Below are 24,004 nucleotides of genomic sequence, written 5' to 3'. Positions count from 1 at the left end.
CGGCGTGCGTGAGCCCCGCATGCGTTGTGGGGCAACGAAAGTGGTGAGCTAGGCCGCTCGGCGTGGGTCCACAGTGGGCTGCCCGGCTTGGCCCGATGCGTTGTCGGCGTCAGCGACGGGCGGACGGGTGTTGATCCTGGCGGCTTTGCGGATTGCCTTGGCACGTCCGGGAATCGCGGGCGGGAGCTTCTCGGTGACCGCGGTGAACGGCGGCGCCTCCTCGCCGCCCAGGACGAGCCGGGCTGCGACGTGGTAGACGCCGAGGTTGGACAGGTCGTGATCAGACAGCCGCGGCATGGTGTGCCGCGCGAGCCGTTTCGCGTCCTCCGGGCTGGCGTTGAAGAAGATCTTTGACCGGGCGTTGGTGCTGATGCCCTCTTCGAGCTCCTTGGGCAGTTGGCCGAGATACTGGTGCGCCAACGCCATCGACAGCCGATAGCCCCTCGCCTCCGCCAACATGTCTTCCAGCGGGTAGGCGAGATTCAGGAAGTTGTGGCACTCGTCCACATACAGGCCGCAGTCGCGGCGCTGACGCTGGGGGATGCGGGCTCGGCGGGTGGCGGCTTGCCAGGTGCGAGCGACCACGATGGAGCCGACCAGCCGGGCGGTTTCCATGCCCAGCGCGTCACGGGCGATGCGCACCAGGCAGATGCCGCCGGTGTTAAGCACCTCGTCCATATCCACAGTGGAGGTGCCGCCCGCGATCGCGGCGCGGACGAACGGGCGCAGCAGGAAACCGCGGACCTTGTTCATCAGCGGCGCGATAACCTGCGCCCGGCTGGCGTCGGACAGGTCGTCGTACCAGGACCAGAAGCCCTTGAGCACCTCGTCGTCGATCTGGTCGCACGCCCGCTGCCGGAACGCCGGCACCGTGAGCAGCTTCGGCAGGTCGACCAGGGTCGGCGTGCCGGGCATCGCGGTCAGGGTCAGCAACCCTGCGCGCAGGATGTCGTCGGTACGCGGCCCCCACGAGGACGCGTAGATCCGGGAGAAGATCGACACCAGGTTGTCGACCGCACGCGCCTTGTCGGTTCCTTCCAGTGGGTTGAGCACCGGTGGGCGGGCTCGGGAGTCGGCGTCGAACAGCACCACCTTCTCGCCGAGTTCCTCGGGTAGGCGCATGAGGATGTCCGAGACGAGGTCGCCTTTCGGGTCGACCACGACCACGCCACGCCCGGCCTCGGCGTCGGCCAGGATCATCCGCGCCATCAGCTCAGACTTGCCGGACCCGGTGGCGCCGAGGATGTGCAGGTGGTGGCGGGCGTCGGCGACGTGCAACCCGACCGGGCGGGAGTGCCCGGAGTCCGACAGCCCGAGCGGTTTGATCTGCTCGCCGGTCGTGGAGATGCCCGGTGGGGGCGGCACGGCCTTGGCGCCGGCCCGTTGCAGGCCAGGGGTGGACTCGTCGATCGGCAGATGCGCTACTGCCGCCAATTCCGGGATCGAGAGCAGGTCGCCCTTGCCGAGCCGGCGATCGGCCAGCACGGTGACCGGCCCGCGGAGCCGGACCCGGCGGTAGTAGTTGTGCTCGGAGTAGGCCGCGAACGCGCTGGCGATCGCGTGCCCGCGGCCCCGCAGCACCTCCCGCACCGCGTGGACTTCCCCGGATGTCGCGTCGTCGGGGACGGTGGTGGCCACGGCGTAGCGGATGCGGGTTTCGAACTGGTTCGACCGCAGCTTCTCGACCACGGCGCGGTCCTGGGCGGCGTACTCCAGGCTGGTCTGCCGATCCACCTGCGGCGTTCGTCCGTGGCTGGATGGCTTCGGGGTCTTGCCGGGCGTGATGGCGTCGAGCAGCCGGCCGACCAGGTTGACCGAGCCGCCCGCGTGCACGCGCCGGGCCGCGCGGCGGGCCTTGGTGACACGGTGGCCGGCGACCGGGCGGGCAAGGATCTGCACGCAGGCCCGCTCGTGCGGGCCGAGCCCGACCGGTGCGCCGAGCATCGCCCGGATCGGGTCGGCCGGGTGCTCGGTGCGGATCGGCAGCGCCTCCGAGCGCGCCAGCCGCAGCTCGCCGCCGACCGCCTCGATCCGTCGGCCCGCTGGGGCGGTGATCGGGATCGGGGGCTTGGCGGGGGTGGTGCGGGTGTGCGCGCCGGGCCAGGCGGCCTCGATCGCGCGCTCCACCATGCCGGGCGGAACGAGGCCGGGCACCCACAGGCGGATCTGCACGCCGTCGTCGGTGAACGTCAGCTCGAAGGCCAGGTGCGGCTGCCCGCCGAACCGCCGCAGCCACCCTGGCCGCAAGAGTCCGACCAGGTTGGACCACACGGTGACCGCGCCCGTTGGGTCGACCGTGGGCGGTGCCAGCACGGTGACCAGCCGAGCATCCGTGGCCAGGCGCTCGTGGTAGCGGCGGCGCCACCGCCGCCGCGCGATGACGGTCGCGGTGACGACGACTGCGAGCACCGGCCCGACGATCGGGCCCCACGTCAGCGCGAGGTCGCGCAGGTGGGCCAGCACGTTCTGGAACGCGCCGAGCGGGTCACGCAAGTAGTCGCCCACCGGTGAGGCGAGCACGCCCACTGCCGGTTCGGCGTGCGGATGGGCGGCGACGGAAGCAACGGGTACGGCGGTGATCGACAAGGACATTGGGAACCTCCCCACGGAGACGGCGACAGAGGGCATGGGCTGTGCGGAGTTGGGTCAGGCCGCTCGCGGCTGATCGACCTGGCTCGGGGCGCGGTTGGTCGCGGCGGGCTGCTGGGCCGAGGGGGGCGTGTTGTCGACGACCAGGCGCAGATGCCGCCGGTTGGCGCGTTCGGCGTCGACTTCGGCCTGCCACTCCGAAAACCGACGACCGGCCAGCCGCTTCAAGTACGCGGGGATGCGGTTGGCCGGCACCCCGACCAGCGCGCAGATCCCGGCCGACGGACATGTGTTGTTGGTGCGGCCATCGGCCAGTCGGCCGGCCCACGCAGGCAGCGACCAGTTCCACACACCGATCTGCTTCATCTCGCTGTTCTGAGTGAGCAGCCGGGCAGGACGCCGGACGATTCCGAAATCAGGCTGAATTGCCAACATAACTATCCCCTTTAGTGAATTTCGTCGATGGATAGACCTAAGGCGAGTCCGCGAAGCCTTGTCGCTGTCGAAGTGTTCGAGATTCCGATTTCGTGCGAAGTGGACGCGCGTTGTCAGCGCGATCCCGTCACGTCGTGATCGACATATTCGTCGGGTGGCAACGTGATCACGAACTTGAGGCCCCTGGTAGCTCGACGGTGTTCCCAGATCTCGACGACGGCACCAATCGACACCAGGACGACAATGCCGAAATAGACCACAAGGGACTGGAACGGCCAGTGTGCGACAACCGCGATCAGGATGATGAACATTCCCAGGCGAAGCAGGAGCGCCAGTGCGCGTCGACCGGATGATGAATTGCCGTATATTCGTTGAGATCGCATGATTAACTCCTTGAATAGGCGAATTGATACGGTTGCCTTGTTGCGGGTTATCACTTGGTGTCGTTCTATGCGGCGTCGAGTTCGATCTGCGAAGCGCCGTCATCGTCGAACGAGTCCGCGATTCCGGGATCGTCGTCCGCGCCGAGTTCGACGAAGGAGTTCTCAATTCCTGACGAGGTGTCGGAATACTCGGCGAGTTCTGCGGGGTTGGACGTGACCAGGTGGTGCTCGACCGGGGATGCGATGGACTGGAAGGCCACCCGCTGCGTCCCGGTCGACAAGAGGCCCTGTCCCTTATCCGCGGAAAGCAGGAACTGTCGCTCGCCCATGGAGAGATCGAAGGTTCGGGTGATTTCGTCGATCGCCTGCGAGGCTTGCCGCAGCAGGATCTGGGTCGCGGCATTCGCGACCACTGCTTTACCCAGATCCGAACCCAGCACGTCGGCGGTGTCTTGGGTAGCCACGGTGAGCCCGGCCCATTGCTTCCGTGAGGCTTTGGCCATGCGGAACAGGAACTCGGCCCCGGCGGGCTCCTTCATGAGCAGCCAGGCTTCGTCGACGACGACCAGCCGGGGTTTGCGGATGGCCGGGTTGGAGACCTGCCGCCAGACCGCGTCCAGGGTCAGCAGGGTGCCGATGGGCTTGAGTTCGTCGGCGAGATCCCGCAGCGAGAACACCACCAAGTGGCCTTCGGGACGCGTTGACGTGGGGCCGGAGAACAGCCCAGAGAACGCGCCAGTCACGTACGGATGCAGCCGGGCAGCCAGTTCCACTCCGGCGGTGTCACCGGCGTCGGCGAGGACCTCGGCGAGGTCGGCCAACAGCGGCGCCGGGCGGGTCCAGGTCCGCGGATCCGAGGTGATCCCCACGCGCTGATAGGTCGCGGTGATCGCCCGGTCCAGCGCCGCCCGTTCGGTCGCTTCGAGCTCGCTGCCCAGCAGCACCGAGATCACGGTGTGCAGGAACAGCGACCGGCGGATCAGCGCGTCGCGGGGCGCGGTGCGGCGCCCGTCCGGGCGGGTGTGGATCGGCAAGTCCATGGGGTTGAGCCGGACCTGCTCGGCCCCGAGGTGGACATATGTCCCGCCGACCGCGGCGGCCAGGCGGGCGTACTCGTCCTCGGGGTCGATGACGTGGATCTCGATCCCGCGATACAGGCTGCGCAAGAGTTCCAGCTTGACCAGATAGCTCTTGCCCGCTCCAGAGCGGCCCAAGATCACGCTGTTGTGGTTGTCCAGGGCGAACCGGTCATGGTGGACCAAACCCTGGCTGCCGACGTTGAACCCGTAGAGCACGCCGGTTGGCACGCCGACCGATGTCGGATCGGGTGGGGGCAGGTCCGGCGAGGTGAACGGGAATGCGGCGCTCAACGCCGAGGTGTCGAAGGTGCGGCGCATGCCGACCAGGTCCAGGCCCATCGGCAGGCTGGTGATCCAGCCCTGCAGGCTGCGATAGGTGGTGGGTTTGCAGTCCAGTAGCAGCGACGCCGCCAGTGACCGGATCGCGGCGACCTCGTCACCGAGGGCCTCCTCGGTGGGAGCGTGGACCGTTAGGTACAGGCCCATCCGGTACAACTTGCCCTCGCCGCGGGCGACCCGCGCGGACAGGTCGTAGGCGTCCTCGGTGGCCGCCTCAACCTGCGGGTCAATCAGCCGGCCCTTCTCGCTCGTGTGCCGACGGCCGGACTCCAGTTTTGACAGCTGTTTCTTGAGTCGGTTGGCCGCGGTGACCGGGTCGATCGGCTCGATGTGCAGGCTGACGTCGACCCGTCCGGGGTAGGTCAGCAGGGGCTGCAACCAGCCGGGGTGCACCTCGCGGGGGTAGCCGACGACGGCGAAGGAGGCGACCCATTCGCCGCCGACTTCCAGCGCGCGGGGACGCACGGAGATGGCGTCCGGGGTGAACGCGCCGGCCCGCCCGAGCGGCGGCTGCGCGGCCGGGGTCTTCCGGCCGCGGCGCTTGGCCTTGGTTCTCATCGGCGGTACCTCCTCGCGGAGTTGTCGTAGTCGTCGGGGTCCTCGGCGGTGTCGTCGAAGTCGTCGTCCCAGGCGTCCTCGTCCTCCGGGATGGCGGCGGCGGCAAACACGGAGCGGCCGAACGCGGTGTCGTCCCAGCCCTCGTCCGGCGCCGTGGTGATGACCTCGTCCGACCCGGCCAGCCCCGCGCCCGGCGGGATCAGCGAGTCCGGGTTGCACGCTGCGGCGAGCACTGCGGTGGCCTGGCCGGCGTCGAGCGGGGTGACCGTGATCCCGGAGGGGGAGAGCAGCTCGACCGCCTCGCCGAGCCGGCGCACGAGCCGGGCTTCGGCGGCCCGGCGGGTGGCGTCGTCGACCATGCCGGCCTGCTTGGCGGCCTTGCGTTTCGCGGACAGTGCGGCCAACGGCGACGCCCCGCCGAGCCCGTCGGTTGGGCCGTTGGTGAGCAGCGGCTCGCGCAGGATCAGCAGGACCTGGCGGCGCAGCAGGTCGGTGGCGCGGCCGAGCTGGTCGAGGTACTCCGCGTGCTCGCGCGCTGCCTGTTCCAGCGCCGGGTGCGGCAGACCGCCGGCCTGCTCGCGAAGCTCGGCGATCTGCCCGGACAGGTCCAGCCGCTCGGCGCGCACGAGCACCTGCACCGGCGCGGTCAGCGAGTGCAGATACCTCCCGAAGGAGGCGACGAGGGACTCTTGTTCGGCCGGGGTGCGCAGCCCGAAGTTGATCGTGGAGCAGACCGCGACCACGGCGACGCCGTCGCGGCCGAGGTCGATGACGCCGGTGTCGGTGACCGCCTCGGCGGGCAGCCGCAGCGCGGCCGGCGACACCGCCGACGCCGTGGTGCCCGCGCTGTTCTTGCCCTTGACACCGCCCTTGCCGCTGGCGCTCGTGGCTTGGTTGTTCAGCCACTCGGGGGCGGGACGGATGCCTTCCGGCGCGGCCACTCGGTGCTGCGGGCTCAGCCGCTGCCGCAGCGCCGCGAGCACCAGCCGGTCCAGGGTGATGCCGTCGCGCTGGCCGAGCGCGAGGAACGCGGCGGTCACCCCGATCGGGATGGCGACGATGAGGAACGCGGCCAAGGGCACGAGTTCGCTGGTGATCGTGTACGTTCCGTACAGCACGATCCCGGTCACGGCGAGGATGAGCAGCTGACGACCGGTCAGCGGGCCGATCACCCGGTCCTCGCGATCGACGTCGGCGGGGATACGCACTGCATAGGACCCGCTCGTCCGGGTCTCGTGGTAGCTCATTGGTGGTCACCCATCCGTTTCATCCGTTGTGTGGCCGAGAGTTGCCGGTGTTGTTCGAGCGGCGCACGCGGCAAGGGCTGTGGTTCGTGTGCGAGGTCGACGGCAAGCAGCGGGCGACGCTGCGGCAGGAATGGACCGATCGCGGCGTGCCGGCGGCCGATCAGCGGCTCGCAGCCGAAGGGCTGACCGCGTTGCGTGCGGTGATCGACGCGATGACCGCCCACTGTTCGAGCGACCACCGGGTGGGTGAATGATGATCTTGATGGTGCTCGATATCGACAGCGACGGTTCAGCCGAGCCGGGAGTGAGGCGTGGTGACCGCGGCCCAGGGCTGCGAGGCGGTGATGGCCGTCGCGAACATGGTCGAATCGTTGCTGCGCAAGGAAAGCCGCAACAGTCTCGGTGGTGGCGATGAACGGCGCGTCGAAGATCACCACGGAACACCGGGCACGGTCGGCGGTGGTGTACGTGCGGCAGTCGACGGTGATGCAGGTCCGCGAGCACGCCGAGTCGACCGCCCGCCAGTACGGCCTGTCGGGCGTGGCGGTGGAGCTGGGCTGGACGGCCGAACAGGTCATGGTCGTCGACGCCGATCTCGGCGTGTCGGGCCGGTTCGGGTCGGAACGCGACGGGTTCCGCGAGCTGATCTCGCGGGTGTGCCTGGGCGAGGTCGGCGCCATCTTCGGGCTGGAGGTGTCCCGGCTGGCGCGTTCGTCGGCCGAGTTCGCGAGGCTGCTCGAACTCGCGCGCCTGACCGACACGTTGCTCATCGACGGCGACGGAGTCTACGACCTGGGCGACGTCAACGACCGCTTGTTGTTGGGGCTCAAGGGATCGATGTCGGAGGCCTTATGTGGACGTCCACATAAGGCCTCCTATGCGAACCCGTCCGTTATGCCGACCTGGCGGGGGAAGTTGTTTGCTCCCAGCAAAATCTGGCTACCAAGTTCGGCGTAATCAGCGTCCTTGATCAGCGTCTCCTTTTCGCTCAACACCTTGATGGAGAGGAGAAGGTCATGACGACAGTTCCGTGTTGGGCTCGGGTGTGCCTACCGTTAGCTCCTTATGCTGATGGTTACCGGGCTGAGCTGGAGCGATTGGGTTACACGCCGCTGACCGCGGCGGCGCATGTGCGGTTGATGGCGCACCTGAGCCGATGGCTGGCTCGGGAGGGTCTGGAGACGTCGGAGTTGACCCCCGCGACGGTGGATACCTACTTCGTTTACCGCCGCGCGGCCGGCTACGTCAACGAGCGCACCGCACGAGCGCTGCGGCCGCTGGTGGGCTACCTGCAGCATCTGGGGGTGGTTTCAGCGTGGGTCCCTGCGGCCGCGACAACCCCGGTGGAGCAGTTACTGGTCCGCTATCGCGACTACCTCACCACTGAGCGAGGACTGGCCCAAACGACGGTCGCGCTGAATGTGCGCCTGGTACAACCGTTCCTGCTAGAGAGGGCGAACAAGACCGAAGATGACGTTGATCTGGAGCGCTTGACCGCGGGTGAGGTGGCCGCGTTCGTGGTGGTGCAGTGTCGGAAGCGGCCTCGGTCTGCTCAGCGGATCGTGACGGCTCTCCGGTCCCTGCTTACGTTTCTGTATCTGGAAGGTGTCATCGACCAGCCGCTGGCCACAGCCGTGCCTTCGGTAGCGGGCTGGACGCTGAGAGGTCTGCCTCAAGCGCTGGAAGCCGACCAGGTGGTCGCGTTGCTGGCCTCGTGTGATCAGCAGACCTCGACAGGGCGGCGGGATCTGGCGATCCTCACGTTGCTGTTTCGGCTCGGGCTGCGCGCTGGTGAAGTCGCCGCGTTGGGATTAGACGACATCGACTGGCGACTCGGTGAGATCACGGTGTGGGGCAAGGGTAATCGGCGTGATCGGATGCCGCTGCCGGCTGATGTCGGGGAGAAGATCGTCGCCTATCTGCGCAACGGACGCCCTGCCGCTGCCCAGGGCCGGACGGTGTTCGTTCGTGCGCAGGCTCCGTATCGGGCGTTGAGCACCGGCGCTGTCACGACTGCGGTGGCCTCCGCGGGCCGACGGGCTGGTATTGGCGTGGTGCACGCTCATCGGCTGCGGCACTCGGCGGCCACCGCCATGCTGCGTGGAGGTGGCTCGCTGAGCGACATCGGCCAAGCTCTACGACATGTTCGCCCGCTGACCACCGCGATTTACGCGAAGGTTGATACCGAGGCGCTACGGGCACTGGCCCGGCCTTGGCCAGGTGAGGCGGCATGACACAGTCACGTCCCCCGCTGCGCCGCGCGCTCGCGGACTACTTGGATTTGCGTCGCGCTGTGGGTTTCCGCTTGGCCAACGCCGGCCGCTTGCTGGGTCAGTTCGTCGACTACCTCGAACACGACGGCATCGACACCATCACCACCGAGAACGCGTTGGCCTGGGCGACGCTACCCGCTGGGACATCCCTGCATTGGCTGGCGATCCGCGTCAGCGTGGTGCGCGGCTTCGCCGCCTACCTGCACAGCCTTGACCCCTGTGTGGAGGTTCCGCCGGCCGGGGTGATCCACGCCGTGGGGCCCTGCCGGGCTACTCCGTACTTGTATTCCGAGGCTGAGATCCGGTCACTCATCCAGGCCGCGGCCATGCTGCGTCCGCGCCTTCGGGCCGCCACCTACCAAAGCCTGATCAGCCTGCTGGCGATCAGCGGCCTGCGGATCAGTGAAGCGATCGCCCTTGATGACGAGGATCTCGACGTCGAGCACGAATTGCTGATGGTGCGTGACACCAAGTTCGGCAAACACCGCCTGGTTCCCTTGCACCCCAGCGCGATGCGAGCCCTGACCCGCTATCGACAGTGTCGGCAGGAACGGCTGCCACGACCGGCCAGCCCAGCACTGTTGCTCTCCAGCAGGGGGACACGGTTGCTACACAGCAACATCAGCCTTGTCTTCGCCCGCCTGGCCGAGGGGTGCGGGATCACACGCCGCTCAGCGTCCTGCCGGCCACGAATCCACGACCTCCGGCACAGTTTTGCGGTCGCGACCGTGCTGGACTGGTACCGCCAGGGCGCCGACATCCCGGCCATGATGCCCAGGCTGTCGACCTACCTGGGCCACACCGACCCGAAACACACATTTTGGTACCTCTCTGCCGCACCGGAACTGATGGCCCTGGCCGGGCAGCGCCTGGCCGAACACCTGGCAGGTGGCGCATGAGCGGCACTCTGGCCCCGACCCTGCAAGCATTCTTCACCGACCGACTGGCCCGGCAACGCCAGGCCAGCGGCCACACGATCGCCGCCTACCGCGACACCGCCAAGCTATTGCTGATCTTCACCGAGAAACAGACCGGCAAACAACCCTCCACTATGGACATCACCGATCTGGACGCTCCGCTGATCGGCGCGTTCCTGACCCATCTGGAAACCGACCGCGGCAACAGCGTCCGCACCCGCAACGCCCGACTGGCAGCCATCCACTCGCTGTTCCGCTACGCAGCGCTGCACCATCCCGACCAGGCCGCGGTCATCCAGCGGGTCCTGGCAATCCCACCCAAACGGTTCGACCGCACCCTGATCACCTACCTCACCGAGGACGAGATCACCGCGCTGCTGGCCGCCCCGGACCCGAGCAACTGGACCGGACGCCGCGACCACGCCCTGCTCATGCTGGCCTGCCAGACCGGGCTGCGCGCCACCGAACTCACCCGCCTGAGGATCAGTGATCTCCACCTGGGCACCGGCGCGCACGTCAGTTGTCTGGGCAAGGGCAGAAAACAGCGGATTACCCCACTCACCGCTGGCGCCGTCATGGTGCTTCGTGCCTGGCTTGCCGAACGCGCTGGTTTGCCTGCCGACCCGTTGTTTCCGACCCGCCGCGGCGGCCCCATGAGCCGGGATGCCTTGCAGCGCCGGGTTTCCATACATGCAGCCACTGCAGCGCGATCCTGTCCCACCTTGGGTGAGAAGAAGATCTCACCTCACGTCCTGCGGCACTCCGCCGCGATGCGGCTGCTCCACGCCGGTGTTGACATCTCCGTCATCGCGTTGTGGATGGGACACGAAAACACGGCCACCACGCAGGTTTACATCCATGCCGATCTTGCACTCAAGGAGCGGGCGTTGGCCCGAACCGCACCCCGCGACGCACCACCAGGCCGCTACCAACCCCCCGACACCATCCTCGCGTTCCTCAACGGTCTGTGACTATAACGAACTTGGTAGCCAGATTTTGCTGGGAGCAAACAACTTCCCCCGCCAGGTCGGCATAACGGACGGGTTCGCATAGGAGGCCGAGCTCCACCTGCTGGCTGGCCGCCTGCACGGCGCGAAACTGGCTGCCGCACATCGAGGTGAGCTGCGTGCCCAGCTCGCGGTCGGGTTCGTCTACGACCTCGACGGACAGGTGGTGATCGACCCGGATGAGCAGGTCCGCACCGCGGTGGAGGACCTGTTCGCCGAGTTCGCCCGCACCGGCTCGGCCTACGGCGTGGTCAAGGCGTTCGCCGACACCGACCGTCTGTTCCCGCAACGTGCCTACGGCGGGGCATGGGCCGGGCGGCTGAAGTGGGGAAAACTGGGCCACTATCGGGTGTTGCAGGCGCTGAAGAACCCCGCCTACGCCGGTGCCTACACCTACGGGCGCAGCTACGACAAGCGCCGGGTGCAACCGGACGGCACAGTGCGCTCCGCGCGGCGCAAACGCGCCCGCGACGAGTGGACGGTGCTCATCCACGACCATCACGAGGGCTACATCAGCTGGCAGCAGTTCCTGGACAACGAGGCCAAACTCGCCGCGAACCACACCGCCCGCGGTGCTCGCCCGCCACGCGAGGGCAGCGCGTTGTGCCAGGGCATCATCTACTGCGGCGCGTGTGGTGCGCGGATGGGCACCCGGTACGGCAACCGCCACTACGTGTTTTACGTATGCACCAGCGCCAGCGACCAGGCGAGCACCACGGGCTGCCGTTCGGTCGCGGTGGCCACCGTGGACGACGTGGTCGGCCGGTTGCTGCTTGAGGCGGTCACGCCCGAGCAGATCACCGCGGCGTTGGCGGTGGCCGACGAAGTCACCGAACGACACGTCCGCAGCCATCGGGCCGCCGAACTCGCGGTCGAGCGCGCCCGCTACGAGGCCGACCGCGCTGAGCGCGCGTTCAGTCAGGTGGAACCGGAGAACCGTTTGGTGGCACGGAGTCTGGAGTCCCGCTGGGAGGCCAAACTCGCCGCGCTGGCCGAGGCGGAGACGGCGTTGGAGACCGCACGGGCGGCCAAGCCGCCGCTGCCGCCCCGCTCGACGCTGGAGGCGCTGGCGGCGGACCTGCCGCGGTTGTGGGACGACCCCGACACGAGCCCGCGGGATCGCAAGCGACTGCTGCGCACACTCATCGCCGACATCACCCTGCTGCCGATCGAGCAGCGTGGGCAGGTGCGGATCGGGGTGCGGTGGCACACCGGCGCTACCGACGAGATCACGGTCAACCGCAAGGGCCCCGGCCGCACCCCCACCACCGCAGTGGAGATCATCAGCCGCTATGGTGCGGCCAAGACCAGCGCCCAACTCGCCGAGCAGCTCAACGCCGCCGGGCTGACCACCGGCAAGGGGCGTCCGTTCGACACCGCGGCCGTTGCGAGGATCCGGGACACCTACGGCATCCCCGCCCCGCGCACCGCAGCCGTCCAGGACGGCGAGGTCAGCGTCACCCAAGCAGCCAAGCTGCTGGGCGTGTCGACCAAAGCGATCTACTACTGGATCCGCCACGACCTCGTGCCCGTCCGGCGCGTCGAGACCAGCCGACGATGGTGCATCCCCTGGAACGAGGAAACCCAAGCCATCTACCGACAGCAAGCCGCCAAACCCACATCGCGCGGCAAGCGAACAACCCCAACAATCGCAGGAGGTGCAGTATGAAACGACCGTCGGAATCCTTACTGGCTGACTCATTTCCCTTCACCTCCTGGGGCGGGTTTCGGTGCGCGGAACACCGGCGGCGGAACGGACTGCGTGCGCCGGTAGGCATCGCCGATACGTGGCTCGGGCTGCGCTTGCCGGAACACCGGTGCGGCAGGAGCGGACGCCGGCTTGGGTGGCGACGGCGGCTGCGGCGGTTGTGGAGTAGCCGCCTGGAACCGCAGGTGCGGGGGCACCGACGCCACGCGGATCGGGCGGGCTGGCGGCGGAGCGGCGCCGCGTCGACGCGGCCCTCCGGCCGCTTGGAACTGGGGTGCCGATCCGGGCTGCGGCCCTCGCCGTGACGTGGGCGCGGCGGGAGTGGGTGCGGAGCTGAACTCAGGAGGCATGGTCGGTCCCTGGTTTGCCGGGGTGACGGCGGGGTCGTGGGTGGTCTGCTGTGGGGTGGGCTGCAGGAACTGCGGCGCCTGGGAGGGCACGCGGGACTGACGGGCCGCGCGAGTGCGCTCGGCGTCATGGGCCGCCTTGAGCCGCTTGTTGACCATCTCGGGGGTGGGCGCCAGCCTCGGCTGGGCTGGCCACGGCGGATCCGCCGCACCGGCGCTACCGCCACCGCCGCGACCGGTGCTCTTCCCGCCGCCGCGGGCCGCACTGGCTGCGCCGGCCTTGCCGAACGCGCCGGCCTTGCCGGCGACCATGCCGAAGGTCTTCGCCGCGATGTAGGCGCGAGCCAAACCACCGAGGAACGAGCGGCCGGAGCTGACCTTGACTGCCGACAGGAGCCAGAACGGGATCTTGAACAGGATGAAGAACAACGCGATCGCGGCGACCAGGGTGCCCAGCGCGGACAGGGTCGAGCCGAACAGGTGCACACCGCCGGACAGGAAGGTGCGCACCGCAGTGATCAGCACCAGCGCCTGGGCGACCTGGATGGCCAGTACCGCGGTGATGGCCTTCCACCACCAGCGGGCCAGCGGCTCGGTGTGCGGCAGGGCGTGACACATCAGGAACAGCGGCCCGGAGATGATCAGGATCAGGGTGATGACGATCCGGACCACGTAGACGATCAGCAGGCCCAAACCGACCACGACGAGCACCAGGCCGACCAGGATGATGAACAGCCCGCCGGACTGGATGCCCTGCACGGCGTCCTTGAGCGTGTTGCCCAACGAGGGCGGGTTCACCCCGCCGCCGAGCACCCCCAACGTCAGTGCGTTGGCCAGTTGGATGAACTTGTCGGCGAAGAACAGCGACAGAGCCGAGGCCAGGAACGCGACCGGGATCCGCGGGCCGATCTCCTTGATGGAATACCGGGCCTGGATGCTCTCGTGGCTCATCACCACGATGCCGCCGACGAGGACGAACAGGCCGTAGGCGGCGACCACGAGCTCCCACGAGTTGTTCCACAGCTCGCCGATGCCCGGCAGGGAATCGATGGTCGGTGTGGACAGGGCGGTGTGGCCGAGCAGGTCGAGGATCGGCGACAGGGCGGCGTTGACCAGGTCCCGGAACACCGAGTTGATGGCTTTGGCGATGCAGCCGCCGATGTTGGTGATCCCGCAGTCCGGGTCGCCGTTGTTGCCCGTGCCAGGGGGCCGTTGCCCTGTGCTGGGTGGGGGCGTGGTCGGTTGCGGGATGCAGTCCGGCGGACGCGGTTGACCGGGCGGGATGTTCGAGCACGTGCTCGTCGTGGTCGGCGAACTGGTAGCGGTTGGCTGGCCCGGTGTGGTCGACGGGAAGCAGTACGGCAGCGGGTTGCGCTTGCAGGACTCCGGCAGCGGCGTCGTCGGCGGGGTGGGGGCCGGTGCGCAGGGGATCGGACGCGGCTCCGGTCCGGAACACGGGTCGGGTTTCGGCGTGGTCGGCTGCGCCGCCGCGCTGACCGCGAGCGCCGCGAGGAAGAGCACGATCAGGCTCAGCGCCAGCATCCAGCCCAGGCGCCGGTGCCGTGGTCCCTGCCGCCGCGCGGCCCGGTCGGCGCCGGCTCCGGTGACCGGGGAGAGCATCACCCGGTCCCCGTGAGCCAGTCCGGGGGCAGCGGTCTCGGCCGGGCCGCCGGCTGGGCGGTACGGGCGCACCGTGGGCGGGGCGCTGGCGGCGGCCATCGGTCAGGCCCCCACGATCCCTTTGAGGATCTCCACGACCAGCGGCGCCAGGGCCGCGAGGCCGTAGCCCCACCCCGCGCTTTTGAACGCGGTCTTGGCTTTCTCGACCTCGCCGGGGTCGCCGCCGCCCATCACGTAGCGGACCCCGCCGATGGACAGGAACACCGTCGCGAGTCCCGCGAGGATGCCCATGATCCAGTTACGGACGTTGTTCAGCACGGTGGTGACCGAGTCCGCGAGCGCGAGCACCACGACATCGGCGTGGGCTGTGGCCGTCGTTGTCGACGCGGTCAGCACGAGTGCCAGAGCCGCGATCTCGACGACCAACAGCACGCGCCGAGAGCGGCGCGCACGCCTCGCCCCGGACTCGCGGCCAGACGCAGTCATCGGAGCAGTGGACGGTTCGTGGTGGGTGGAGTTCGGCGGTACGCATGGCGTCGCCGAGCGGGCTGAGGACTGTGCTGGGGATTGCGGGCGACCGTCGGAGCGGGTGCGGCGGGGCCGAACCGCGGCGGTCGGGAAACGATCAATCAGGCGCATTGGGGCACCTCCAGAGGTCGGGCGGAACGCGGGTGTCCCCCGCAGCCCTGAACTCCGGATTTCGGGTCCGTTTTGGACACGCGACGCGCAACTTTTTGCGCCGAATCGACCTCGACGGCCGACACGGACAGTGACGAGTGAGTGGTGTCCCGGACTGGTGCGGTCGGCTGCGTCAAGGCCAGAGAGGTGGCGACCTGGTCGGTCAGCGGATCGGTCGGGTCGTCGGCGACGGCGCCGTCACGCAGGTAGGCGGCCAGCCGGAGCTCGGCGCGTTTGCGCGCCTTGTAGACCGCCCACTCGCCGGTCTGATGCCAGGCCGCCCAGTCGGCGACGGGCACCTCTTCCAACCGGGTCGCGCCGATCAGCGCGGCCTCGGTCGGGGTCAGGACTCCGTCCGCCACAGCGCGGGCGAGGACCAGATCCGGATGCCCCCAGGGCGGGTGCGGCGGGGTGGATCGGAAGCCCGGCGCGACCGGAGTCGGACCCGCGAGTGCTTCATCCAGAGCCTGATGGCCGGACCGGTACGCGTCCCATCGCAGCCGGAGCATGATCCGCGGCGGACGCAGGTCGATGGTCGACAACGCGGTCAGGAAGCCGCGCAGCACTTCGGCGTGAACGTCGGCTGGATCGCCGGCAAACCGGTTGGTCAAGGTGGCCGCGACGGAGGTCAGCGCGGGCAGCGCAACCCCGACCGCGGCGACCGTCCAGGTCGCTCCTTCTGTACGGGAGCGCAGCACCAGATGCGCCCACACCGCATCCCGCGTCGCCTGCGGGCACCGGCGCGCCAGCAGCCGGTCGCGAACCTCGTCCAGCGGGATGTACCGGTTGGGCAAACCGGGAAACAGCCTGCCGTTTAGTGACAGCGGATCCGGCCCGGTCACCAGCCAGGTAAAAGTGTCCCGCGCGATATCCATCGAGTTTGGGACAGCGTCGTCATCACTGCGGCGAAAAACAGATTGTGCAGCCATGTCGTGACTCCCACGGCGTCGATGCGAACAACAACGACGCCAGGAAGCCACGGCGGCTACTACGGAAATACTACGTCATTACTAGATCACTACTAGAATGATCTTCACCGGGCTACTACGTCACTACTACGTCCCCTCATGGACCAGCCTTGCCAAGATCCACTTCTGACCTCTTGAGGCAGGGTGCATTGATCGGAATTAGTAGCGGTTGACCTGCTGTTCTAGTAGTGATCTAGTAGTGACGTAGTAGCCCTCCAGGTCCTCATCCGGGGTGCGGCTTCAAGATCAATAGTAGGCCGCGGGAAAATCTTGAAAAATCTGCCGGAGACCGGTCCGAAACCGGCACGGAGAGGCTCTTAGCGCCTGCATAAGACCCAGTTTCTCGCCCTCTTGGAACACGCACTCAGGGGAATTCCATGAGCGCGTGTCGGTAGCCGGGCAAGGTTGGGTCAACGAATTTTCGAAAGCGTGTCCAAAAGCGGGCCGAAAAACGGAGTTCAGGGGTGTCAGAACGCACAGCACCCACCCGTCGGAGGAGACCCGCGATGACTCCAACACACGGCAACGGCTCACCAGGAGACAGCTCCCAGGAACACGGCCCGACCGACCCCTCGACCGTCCCGATCCCGCTCCCGCAGAGGCGGCGAGCAGCGCGTCTGCGCGCCCTGCGCCTCACGCTGCGCCATCCGCGTCCCGCTCGGCCGAGCACCGTCTGGCCGTGCGCTCAGAACGACCTCCGCGAGGGAACCGGACTGCTCGCCAACTGGCTGCTGACCGCGGTCATCAAGATCGTCACCACCTACACCCAGCCCGGCCAACGGGTGCTCCTGCTCGACCCCGCGCCCTACCTCGCACCACCCGCATCGTGGTCGCCAACCGGGAGCCGCAACCAGGCCCGGCCCGGCCCGTACGCCGGACTGCACGAAGCGGGCTGGACGGTGGTCCGACTCGGCCGCGGCGTCCAAACCCAGACCGCCTTCGCACACCCCGACCCGGTCGACGAACCCGCCGCTGACGCGTCGGTCGAGTCCGAGTCCGGACCCCGACCGAGCATCGACGGTCCGACCACCGACCAGCCCGCAGGACCGTCGACACACCACCATCCCGGACCGGACTCGACCACGACCGCCGCCGGTCCGGACCGCTACGACCTCATCATCACCGCGGCCGACCCGCGCACCCTCGACTGGTTCCGACCCGCCGACTGGGCCGGCCTGCTGACCCCGACCGGCACCCTCGCCGTTATCACTCACGGTGACCGTTCCCGTGATCGGCTCACCGACCCCACCGGCTCGCTAGTGCGCGCCGCGCACCGCACCGGACTGCGCTACCTCGATCGCATCGCACTGCTGCGCGTCCCCGTCCGCGACGGCGCGCTCGCAGTCGCGACCCCGGCCCCACACCCCCGACCGCAGGGTCCAACACGACCGCTCGCGACCCCCGCTCGGCACACCCAGGTGCATGACGACCTCTTGGTGTTCACCCGCCAGCCGGCCTTGACCGACGCCGCCGACGGTGAGGAGACCTCCGATGACTGACCGTCCCACGTCGCCCTGGCCGCTCCCCCTGCCGCCGGGGGAGGAGCCGCCGATGCCGCCGCTGTCGGTCTGGCCGACCGGCCAGCGTGACCCGCTCGCGCAACTACGCGACGCCAGCTGTGTGCCCGGCACCGAGACCGACACCGACCGGATCCCGCCCGCCGTCGCCGCCCACGCGATCGCCCTCTACACCCGCCCCGGCGACCTCGTTCTCGACCCCGACTGCGGCGCGGGCACCGCCCTCGTTGAGGCGCTGCGCGCCGGCCGTCACGCGCTCGGACTGACCGCCCGCAGCCGGTGGTGGACCCTCGCTCGCGCCAACGTCACCGCCGCCAAGACCGCGGGCGCCTGGCGCGACGGCTCGGTCCTCGACGCCCGCCCAAAAGTCCTCGCGACCGTCCGGGCCGCGGGGCTGATCGGCCGAGTCGGACTCGTCCTGACCACCCTGCGCACCGCCGACCGCGCGAGCGGTCCGGACCGCGACCCGGTCGAGTCCGCCCTCGTCGACCTCGCCACGACGCTGCTCTACTGCGAGCCGCTGCTGCGCTCCGGCGGGCACGTCGCCGTCATCGCGCGACCTCTCCGGCACCCGGACGGCTCGCTGGTTGACCTGACCACCCCGCTCATCGCCGCCGCCACCGCGGCCGGGCTGGCGCCGGTCGAGCGGTGCATCGCGCTGACCGCCGGCCTGCGCGGCAGCCGACTAGTCACCCGAGCCTCACTCGCCGAACGTCGCGCCGCCGCCCGAGCCCGTGCCGCCGGTGCGCCGACCGCGCTCACCGCGCACCACGAGGTGCTCGTCTTCCAACTCGCCCACGACGCCGAACTCGCCGCCGCGACGGCAGCCGGCGTCCCGTGGCCGACCGAGGACGACGTCATCCGGCCCGCCGTCAACGGCGTCACCTACCCCGGCTGGAGGCGAGCGGCATGACCACCCGCCTGTACTGCCGCGAGTGCGGCTGGCACCCCGAGTTCCGGCGCAAGCGCGCCGCGCTCCGCGCCGCCAGTCGTCACCACTGCACTGGCACACCGGTGGCCGAGACCTGTCGACCGTGGTGGTCCCGCCTGTGGACAACCCTGTGGACAAGCCCATCGGGTACCCCCGCCGTCGACAGCGAAATCGACGCGTACGGCCAGACTCCTGACGACGAACTGGTCGACGCTCGCGGCAACCGCATCCAGTGGGCAGCACTCGCCGCGCACCACGTCGAAACCACTCGCCGCGCCCGTCAGGTGATGGTCGAACTCGTCCGGGCCGGGTACCAGATCGGGCCGCCGCCCTACGGCTACCGAGCCCTGCGCGTCCGCGTCACCGACCCCACCGGGCACAGCAAGCTGCGCGCGGTTCTCGTTCCGGACTGGCAGACCGCAGCGGTCGTCACGCAGATCTTCAGTTGGCGCGCCGATCACGGCCTGACGTTTACCGCGATCGCCGCACGGCTCAACAGCGACCCGCGCCAGTACCCGGCCCCGTCGCCGACCGGGCGGTGGACCGCCAAGGCCGTCCGGCGGATCCTCACCAACGTCAAGTACACCGGGCGTCAGGTCTGGGCCCGCACCGTCGCCGGCCGCCCGGCACCTGTGCAGCAGTGGGTCACCTCGGCACCGAAAGTGCACGAGCCGCTGGTCGACGAGCGCACCTTCCGCCGCGCCCAACCCGGCCCCGGCGAACCCCCGCCCGGCGCCGTGGATCCGACCGATGCCCCGCCGGGGACGGCATGAACACCCGCCGGTGGCCCCTCGCCGCAGCGGTCCTGTTCGCCGGATATGCGGCGACGATCGCCGGGGCGAACTGGGCCTCCACCCTCTGTCCGTCGGTCGCCGTCGCGGGCCTGCAGATTCCCGCCGGAGCGTTCTTCGCCGGACTCGCGTTCACCGTCCGGGACCTCCTGCAGGACGCCGTTGGCACCCGGACAACGCTGCTCGCGATCGCCCTCGGCGCGGCGTTGTCCGGGCTGGTCGCCTCACCGCGCATCGCCCTCGCCAGCGCCGCGGCCTTCGCGGTATCCGAACTGGCTGACCTCGCCGCCTACACCCCACTACGACAGCGGAATCGCCTCGCCGCCGTGGGCCTGTCGAACGCGATCGGGCTGCTCGTCGACAGCCTGCTGTTCCTGCCGCTCGCCTTCGGCTCGCTGACCTACCTGAGCGGCCACATCGCCGGCAAGACCGCCACCACCGTCCTCGCGGTCGCCGTGCTCACGGGCACCCGCGCGCACCGAAGGGCGGTGCCCGCGTGAAGTTCTTCCTCGGCGCTCACCAGCCCATCTGGCTGACCCGCGTCCGCGACATCCCGCTCCTGGTGTCACACCGGCGGCTCGGCCACCGCCGCATCCTGCCCAGGGCCGTCACCGAATGGGCGCTCGACTCCGGCGGGTTCACCGAGTTGCAGCTCCACGGGGGCTGGCACACCGACGAGCACAGCTACGTCCGCGCCGTCCGCCGCTACGCCACCGAGATCGGGAACCTCGTGTGGGCGGCACCCCAGGACTGGATGTGCGAACAGCACATCCTCAAACGGACCGGCTTGACCGTCCGCGAGCACCAACGGCGCACCGTGCGCAACTTCGTCCGCCTTCGCGAACTGGCGCCAGACCTCCCCTTCGTGCCGGTCTTGCAGGGCTGGACCCTCGCGGACTACGAGCGCTGCGCCGACCTCTACGAGCGGGCGGGGATCAGCCTGGCGTCCGAGCCACTCATTGGAATTGGGACAGTGTGCCGACGCCAGCATCGAGCTGATGTGGAACACATCGTGCGGAGCTTCGCGTCCCGCAACCTGCGCCTGCACGGGTTCGGAGTCAAGATCGGCGGCTTGAGTCAGTACGCCGAAGCACTCTCCAGTTCGGACTCAGCGTCATGGAGTAGGCGTGGCCGCTACGTCCCCGGATGCGGTCCGAGCCACCGGACCGAGTCGAACTGTCTGCGCTTCGCCCTGAACTGGTATCGACAGATTCAATCGACGGCTGGCATCGGCCGGAGTGTCCGCGGAAGGTGCCGACCCGAGTCCGTTGGCGAGGGTCGCGTGAAGACCGTCGCCGCGCCGTTCACGCTGTGGGCTCATTGCTCGCCGCGCGGCTCGATGTTGTCCGGATCGTCGGCGAGTGAGACCTCGCGAGGCGTGTCGATCCCGAACAGTTCGTTCGGCGTGCACCGCAGTGTTGTGCACAGCGCCTGCAGCGTCGCCACCTTCACCTGGACCGGCTGCTTCTTCATCAGGTCGGAAACCGCCTGGAGAGACAGTTCGAACCCGGCGCGCTGGATGAGGAGCTCGCGCAGTTCCTTCGCAGCCCAGACGTCGCGGGAGGCCATGACCTTCCGCAACCGCCACTCGATCTGCACCTGCGGCCTTTCCACGCTCGTCGCCCCGGCGGCGCTCCTCGCCGTCGCCAACCGATGCTCAGTGTCCCCGATGCCCTGCGGAAGCTGGCCACAGCGCCTCCCGGCGTGTTCAACAGACAAGCCATCTCAACAAGTACTACTTGCCAGTTCTTTATTACACTTGGTCTACTCAAGTGTTACTTTGATTGAGTGGCAGACCAGCGCGCAGCACGACAGAGAGGAGGTGCCTCGGCACTCATCATGTTCACCGCCATGCCGACGCAACGCCGTTCGCGGTCCGCGTCGGTAGTGATCTTCTGGACTCACGTCGACCGCCCATCTCGCGCTGACGAGGTGATCCAGCACGAGTTCGGCAGGGCTCACGATCCTGCCGAACGGCAAGAGTCCAGCACGGCCACGAGCGCCGGCCCCGCGCAGACGCACTCGGGGAGTAGAGGCCCGTTGGTCGTGACAGCTTCGGCGTTCCCAGCTCATTCAACGCACGTCATGGTGCGTGCCCGCATCGCCGCGCAACCCGCATCGCGCGGACCGGCGAGCGCAGGTGTCCACGGCTGGGAGTGCCCGCTGTGTCGACGGTTTCCTATCGCCGACCAGCACGCCCGCGCCCGTTCTCTGCCGTGCGGGGAACCTCGCGGAGCGAGGCGGGAGGTGCGCCATGCGCCACCCACGAAACACCCCAGAACCACCAGAGCCCGACGACCCGATCCCGCTTCGGCCGCCCGCCGACCCGACCGGCGCTGCCCGACGACGGCGAGCAGCGGACACGAACTGGGAGATCGAACGCGTCGAGACCACACCGATGACGCCCGAGCAATACGAGACCGCCGTGTCCACCCTCGCCACCTTGATCACGCAGTGGCAGCGGGACACCCGACAGCAACCCGACGACCAGGCGGCCTGAGCCCGCCACCGACCGACGATCAATCGCTCAAAGAACCGAAATACCGCGAGGGAGCTGAGCCATGTGGCGATCCGCAACCGCACGACGCACCAAGACGGCCGCGATGAACACAACGGGCGCCGTCCGGGTGTGCGCCTACATCCGATGCGCCACTGACGAGCCTCGGCCACGGTCGATCGACGCCCAGGCCGCCAGCATCCGCGCCTTCATCGCCACCCAGCCGAGCTGGCACCTGATCGAACCCGTCGAGGACGCCGCAGTAGCCAGCACCGCCTGAGCCGACTCGGCCCGAGGCCATCGCGAGCACACACCGAATGCGGTGGGTGCACCCGCCGGCCCCGCCGCCCCCATCCGCAAGCGCGTGAGCGTCGGCCTCGTGCCTCCCCAGAAACCCAGAACGGAACAAGTAAGGAGTTGAGCAATGGCGCGATCCGCAACCGCGCAGCGCACGAAGAAAGCTGCGATGACCACGCTGGGCGAGGACGTGCGGGTCGGCGTCTACGTCCGGCGCTCCACCGACGACGAACATCAGCCCTACTCGATCGAGGCCCAAGACACCCGCCTGGCCGCCTACATCGACTCCCAACCCGGTTGGCGGCTGGTCAAACGGTTTCCCGACGACGCCTCGGGCGCAAGCATCGACAAGCGGCCCGGCCTGGCCAAGGCGATGGCCGCAGCCCGAGCCGGCCTCATCGACGTTCTCCTCGTCTACCGAGTCGATCGATTCAGCCGCAATCTGCGCGACATGGTCACCCTGCTCGATGAACTGGACCAGGTCGGCGTTGTGTTCCGCTCGGCTACCGAGCCGTTCGACACCAGCACACCGATGGGACGGATGCTGGTGCAGATGCTCGGCATGTTCGCCCAGTTCGAACGCGACACCATCATCGACCGGGTCATCGCCGGCATGGAACGCAAGGCAGCCAAGGGAAAATGGAAGGGCGGGCGCCGTCCCTTCGGCTACAACGTCAACAAGGAAACCCACAAGCTCATCCCGCACAAGGACGAACGGGCGATCGTCCGGCTGATCTTCGAGCTGTACACACGCAAGCGTCTCGGCGGCAAGGTCATCGCCCGCGTTCTCAACGAGCGTGGGCACCGGACGACTACCGGCGGCCGGTGGTCGGCCTACCAAGTGCTGCGCGTCCTAGCCAACCGCGTCTACATCGGCGAACTGAGCTTCCGCGACATCATCACCAGCGACTGCCACGACGCCATCGTCGACCTGAACGTCTTCGAAGAGGCCCAACAGATCCTGGAGGCCCGCGGCGAGAACTACAGCCACCGCGCCGCCAACGGATCGGACTACCAACTCACCGGCAAGATGCGCTGCCCCCAGTGCAACAAGGCCATGGTCGGCGCCAACGCCCACGGCAAAACCAAGGTCTACCGCTACTACATCTGCCACAACCGCAACCGCTACGACACCACCAAGTGCGACGCCACCCGCATCAACGCTGACTCCATCGAAACCGCGGTACTCAACGGGCTCAGCAGCTTCTACCGCGACCACTACCAACTCATCGCCGACGCGGTCACCCGCCACCAAGCTCAACACCTGGCGGGAGAGGACAACCAGCGCGCCGAACTCGCCACCGTCGAAGCCGAGCTCACCAAGACCAACCAAGCCATCGACCGCTACCTCAACGCCTTCGAGAACGGCACCCTGGAGGAAGACGACTTGGCCGCACGCCTGGCCACCCTCAAGACAAAGACCAAGCAACTCCGCGCCCGCCGCGACGAACTCGCCGATCAACTCGCCGACGCCCCGCAGCCAGTGCCGAAGGCAGCACTCGTAGAGGTCGCCGACTACATCTCCGAGATCATCGCCAGCGGGACCGATAACCAGCGGAAGGCCCTCATCGAGACCCTGATCGCCGAGATCAAGATCACCGCAGCCGACCGCATCGTACCCATCTTCCGCATCCCCCAACCGCGATCAGAAGAAGCCCCCCTCAACACCACAGAGGCCCTGACCACGTCAAAACCCCTGGTCAGGGCCTCCAAGGAAGGAGTTCGGACAATGACTAATTTGGTGGGCCGGGTGGGGCTCGAACCCACGGCCAAGGGATTATGAGTCCCCTGCTCTGACCAACTGAGCTACCGGCCCTCGGATA

At 68.5% G+C, this 24,004-nt stretch carries 22 protein-coding genes, 1 tRNA gene and 1 pseudogene; 14 read left to right on the top strand and 10 right to left on the bottom strand.

What is annotated here, in order from left to right:
• Positions 1–48 precede the first annotated feature (48 nt).
• The 5 genes from LWC34_RS54050 to LWC34_RS54030 all read right to left on the bottom strand — a co-directional run bounded on the left by LWC34_RS54050 (position 49) and on the right by LWC34_RS54030 (position 6,630).
• Entirely contained in the window at positions 49–2,592 is a 2,544-nt protein-coding gene (locus LWC34_RS54050; RefSeq protein WP_233734442.1) for a helicase HerA domain-containing protein, read from the bottom strand.
• A gap of 54 nt (positions 2,593–2,646) precedes the next feature.
• Positions 2,647–3,024, bottom strand: a complete 378-nt coding sequence (locus LWC34_RS54045) for a GP88 family protein (RefSeq protein ID WP_233734441.1) — start codon at positions 3,022–3,024, stop codon at positions 2,647–2,649.
• Between the two features lie 113 nt (positions 3,025–3,137).
• Positions 3,138–3,407, bottom strand: a complete 270-nt coding sequence (locus LWC34_RS54040) for a hypothetical protein (RefSeq protein WP_233734440.1) — start codon at positions 3,405–3,407, stop codon at positions 3,138–3,140.
• 65 nt (positions 3,408–3,472) lie between these two features.
• On the bottom strand, positions 3,473–5,383 hold the full coding sequence (locus LWC34_RS54035; protein WP_233734439.1) for a VirB4 family type IV secretion system protein: 1,911 nt from the start codon (positions 5,381–5,383) through the stop codon (positions 3,473–3,475).
• Positions 5,380–6,630, bottom strand: coding sequence for a PrgI family protein (locus tag LWC34_RS54030; RefSeq protein WP_233734438.1), 1,251 nt, complete (start codon positions 6,628–6,630; stop codon positions 5,380–5,382). The genes LWC34_RS54035 and LWC34_RS54030 overlap by 4 nt, the downstream gene beginning before the upstream one ends.
• Positions 6,631–6,632: 2 nt before the next feature.
• Here LWC34_RS54030 and LWC34_RS54025 point away from each other — a divergent pair, with 2 nt between their 5' ends.
• From LWC34_RS54025 to LWC34_RS54000, 6 genes are all read left to right on the top strand, one after another.
• On the top strand, positions 6,633–6,884 hold the full coding sequence (locus LWC34_RS54025) for a DUF5372 family protein (protein WP_308200239.1): 252 nt from the start codon (positions 6,633–6,635) through the stop codon (positions 6,882–6,884).
• A gap of 157 nt (positions 6,885–7,041) precedes the next feature.
• Positions 7,042–7,587: a recombinase family protein gene (locus tag LWC34_RS54020; protein WP_233735014.1), complete on the top strand. Its 546-nt coding sequence runs from the start codon at positions 7,042–7,044 to the stop codon at positions 7,585–7,587.
• A 59-nt stretch (positions 7,588–7,646) separates the two neighbouring features.
• Positions 7,647–8,864 (top strand): tyrosine-type recombinase/integrase, encoded by a 1,218-nt coding sequence (locus LWC34_RS54015; protein WP_233724686.1) that lies wholly within the window; start codon positions 7,647–7,649, stop codon positions 8,862–8,864.
• The gene (locus LWC34_RS54010) at positions 8,861–9,802 is read left to right on the top strand and encodes a tyrosine-type recombinase/integrase (RefSeq protein ID WP_233724685.1); all 942 of its coding nucleotides are present in this window, start codon (positions 8,861–8,863) and stop codon (positions 9,800–9,802) included. The genes LWC34_RS54015 and LWC34_RS54010 overlap by 4 nt, the downstream gene beginning before the upstream one ends.
• A complete protein-coding gene (locus LWC34_RS54005; RefSeq protein WP_233724684.1) occupies positions 9,799–10,791 on the top strand; it encodes a tyrosine-type recombinase/integrase in 993 nt (330 codons plus the stop codon). Before LWC34_RS54010 ends, LWC34_RS54005 begins: the two co-directional genes overlap by 4 nt.
• Before the next feature lie 202 nt (positions 10,792–10,993).
• The gene (locus LWC34_RS54000) at positions 10,994–12,496 is read left to right on the top strand and encodes a recombinase family protein (RefSeq protein WP_233731407.1); all 1,503 of its coding nucleotides are present in this window, start codon (positions 10,994–10,996) and stop codon (positions 12,494–12,496) included.
• A gap of 29 nt (positions 12,497–12,525) precedes the next feature.
• Here LWC34_RS54000 and LWC34_RS53995 read toward each other — a convergent pair whose 3' ends face one another.
• The 3 genes from LWC34_RS53995 to LWC34_RS53985 all read right to left on the bottom strand — a co-directional run bounded on the left by LWC34_RS53995 (position 12,526) and on the right by LWC34_RS53985 (position 16,109).
• Positions 12,526–14,601, bottom strand: coding sequence for a TrbL/VirB6 family protein (locus LWC34_RS53995; protein ID WP_233734436.1), 2,076 nt, complete (start codon positions 14,599–14,601; stop codon positions 12,526–12,528).
• Positions 14,602–14,604: 3 nt separating this feature from the next.
• Complete coding sequence (locus tag LWC34_RS53990) at positions 14,605–14,988, bottom strand: pilin (protein ID WP_233734434.1); 384 nt, start codon at positions 14,986–14,988, stop codon at positions 14,605–14,607.
• Between the two features lie 143 nt (positions 14,989–15,131).
• Positions 15,132–16,109, bottom strand: a complete 978-nt coding sequence (locus LWC34_RS53985) for a serine/threonine-protein kinase (protein WP_233734433.1) — start codon at positions 16,107–16,109, stop codon at positions 15,132–15,134.
• Positions 16,110–16,654: 545 nt separating this feature from the next.
• Between LWC34_RS53985 and LWC34_RS53980 the strand changes: the two genes are divergently transcribed.
• The 5 genes and pseudogenes from LWC34_RS53980 to LWC34_RS59380 form a co-directional block, all read left to right on the top strand.
• Entirely contained in the window at positions 16,655–17,647 is a 993-nt protein-coding gene (locus LWC34_RS53980) for a hypothetical protein (protein ID WP_233734432.1), read from the top strand.
• Positions 17,625–18,578 carry a DNA methyltransferase gene (locus LWC34_RS53975; protein WP_233734431.1) on the top strand — a complete coding sequence of 318 codons (954 nt, stop codon included), beginning with the start codon at positions 17,625–17,627 and terminating at the stop codon, positions 18,576–18,578. Before LWC34_RS53980 ends, LWC34_RS53975 begins: the two co-directional genes overlap by 23 nt.
• The gene (locus tag LWC34_RS53970; RefSeq protein ID WP_233734430.1) at positions 18,575–19,369 is read left to right on the top strand and encodes a recombinase family protein; all 795 of its coding nucleotides are present in this window, start codon (positions 18,575–18,577) and stop codon (positions 19,367–19,369) included. Before LWC34_RS53975 ends, LWC34_RS53970 begins: the two co-directional genes overlap by 4 nt.
• Positions 19,366–19,887: a VUT family protein gene (locus tag LWC34_RS53965; RefSeq protein ID WP_233734429.1), complete on the top strand. Its 522-nt coding sequence runs from the start codon at positions 19,366–19,368 to the stop codon at positions 19,885–19,887. Before LWC34_RS53970 ends, LWC34_RS53965 begins: the two co-directional genes overlap by 4 nt.
• Positions 19,884–20,549, top strand: a pseudogene (locus LWC34_RS59380) (deazapurine DNA modification protein DpdA family protein); the annotation flags it as partial. The gene LWC34_RS53965 and the pseudogene LWC34_RS59380, both read left to right, overlap by 4 nt.
• A gap of 155 nt (positions 20,550–20,704) precedes the next feature.
• On the opposite strand, the gene LWC34_RS53955 reads toward LWC34_RS59380, so the two are convergent.
• On the bottom strand, positions 20,705–21,001 hold the full coding sequence (locus tag LWC34_RS53955; protein WP_233734427.1) for a helix-turn-helix domain-containing protein: 297 nt from the start codon (positions 20,999–21,001) through the stop codon (positions 20,705–20,707).
• A 640-nt stretch (positions 21,002–21,641) separates the two neighbouring features.
• On the opposite strand from LWC34_RS53955, the gene LWC34_RS53950 reads away from it, so the two are divergent.
• From LWC34_RS53950 to LWC34_RS53940, 3 genes are all read left to right on the top strand, one after another.
• Complete coding sequence (locus tag LWC34_RS53950; protein WP_233734426.1) at positions 21,642–21,887, top strand: hypothetical protein; 246 nt, start codon at positions 21,642–21,644, stop codon at positions 21,885–21,887.
• Positions 21,888–21,948: 61 nt separating this feature from the next.
• On the top strand, positions 21,949–22,164 hold the full coding sequence (locus LWC34_RS53945) for a hypothetical protein (protein ID WP_233734425.1): 216 nt from the start codon (positions 21,949–21,951) through the stop codon (positions 22,162–22,164).
• 144 nt (positions 22,165–22,308) lie between these two features.
• A complete protein-coding gene (locus tag LWC34_RS53940; protein ID WP_308200332.1) occupies positions 22,309–23,964 on the top strand; it encodes a recombinase family protein in 1,656 nt (551 codons plus the stop codon).
• On the opposite strand, the gene LWC34_RS53935 is transcribed toward LWC34_RS53940, so the two are convergent.
• Positions 23,921–23,997, bottom strand: a tRNA-Ile gene (locus tag LWC34_RS53935). The two genes, LWC34_RS53940 and LWC34_RS53935, sit on opposite strands and share 44 nt — an antisense overlap.
• Positions 23,998–24,004 lie beyond the last annotated feature (7 nt).

This window comes from Kibdelosporangium philippinense (assembly GCF_021390435.2).
Classification (GTDB): Bacteria; Actinomycetota; Actinomycetes; order Mycobacteriales; family Pseudonocardiaceae; genus Kibdelosporangium; species Kibdelosporangium philippinense.
This window is presented reverse-complemented; position numbering and strand designations above follow the sequence as displayed.

Bases quoted from the DNA above. Each gene is read 5' to 3' on its own strand.
- LWC34_RS54050 (WP_233734442.1), bottom strand. From the start codon at position 2,592: ATGTCCTTGTCGATCACCGCCGTACCCGTTGCTTCCGTCGCCGCCCAT.
- LWC34_RS54015 (WP_233724686.1), top strand. From the start codon at position 7,647: ATGACGACAGTTCCGTGTTGGGCTCGGGTGTGCCTACCGTTAGCTCCT.
- LWC34_RS53950 (WP_233734426.1), top strand. From the start codon at position 21,642: ATGCGCCACCCACGAAACACCCCAGAACCACCAGAGCCCGACGACCCG.
- LWC34_RS53990 (WP_233734434.1), bottom strand. From the start codon at position 14,988: ATGACTGCGTCTGGCCGCGAGTCCGGGGCGAGGCGTGCGCGCCGCTCT.
- LWC34_RS53970 (WP_233734430.1), top strand. From the start codon at position 18,575: ATGACCACCCGCCTGTACTGCCGCGAGTGCGGCTGGCACCCCGAGTTC.
- LWC34_RS53980 (WP_233734432.1), top strand. From the start codon at position 16,655: ATGACTCCAACACACGGCAACGGCTCACCAGGAGACAGCTCCCAGGAA.
- LWC34_RS54020 (WP_233735014.1), top strand. From the start codon at position 7,042: ATGAACGGCGCGTCGAAGATCACCACGGAACACCGGGCACGGTCGGCG.
- LWC34_RS53965 (WP_233734429.1), top strand. From the start codon at position 19,366: ATGAACACCCGCCGGTGGCCCCTCGCCGCAGCGGTCCTGTTCGCCGGA.
- LWC34_RS54030 (WP_233734438.1), bottom strand. From the start codon at position 6,630: ATGAGCTACCACGAGACCCGGACGAGCGGGTCCTATGCAGTGCGTATC.
- LWC34_RS53940 (WP_308200332.1), top strand. From the start codon at position 22,309: ATGGCGCGATCCGCAACCGCGCAGCGCACGAAGAAAGCTGCGATGACC.
- LWC34_RS54045 (WP_233734441.1), bottom strand. From the start codon at position 3,024: ATGTTGGCAATTCAGCCTGATTTCGGAATCGTCCGGCGTCCTGCCCGG.
- LWC34_RS53945 (WP_233734425.1), top strand. From the start codon at position 21,949: ATGTGGCGATCCGCAACCGCACGACGCACCAAGACGGCCGCGATGAAC.
- LWC34_RS54040 (WP_233734440.1), bottom strand. From the start codon at position 3,407: ATGCGATCTCAACGAATATACGGCAATTCATCATCCGGTCGACGCGCA.
- LWC34_RS54035 (WP_233734439.1), bottom strand. From the start codon at position 5,383: ATGAGAACCAAGGCCAAGCGCCGCGGCCGGAAGACCCCGGCCGCGCAG.
- LWC34_RS54010 (WP_233724685.1), top strand. From the start codon at position 8,861: ATGACACAGTCACGTCCCCCGCTGCGCCGCGCGCTCGCGGACTACTTG.
- LWC34_RS53985 (WP_233734433.1), bottom strand. From the start codon at position 16,109: ATGGCTGCACAATCTGTTTTTCGCCGCAGTGATGACGACGCTGTCCCA.
- LWC34_RS54005 (WP_233724684.1), top strand. From the start codon at position 9,799: ATGAGCGGCACTCTGGCCCCGACCCTGCAAGCATTCTTCACCGACCGA.
- LWC34_RS53995 (WP_233734436.1), bottom strand. From the start codon at position 14,601: ATGGCCGCCGCCAGCGCCCCGCCCACGGTGCGCCCGTACCGCCCAGCC.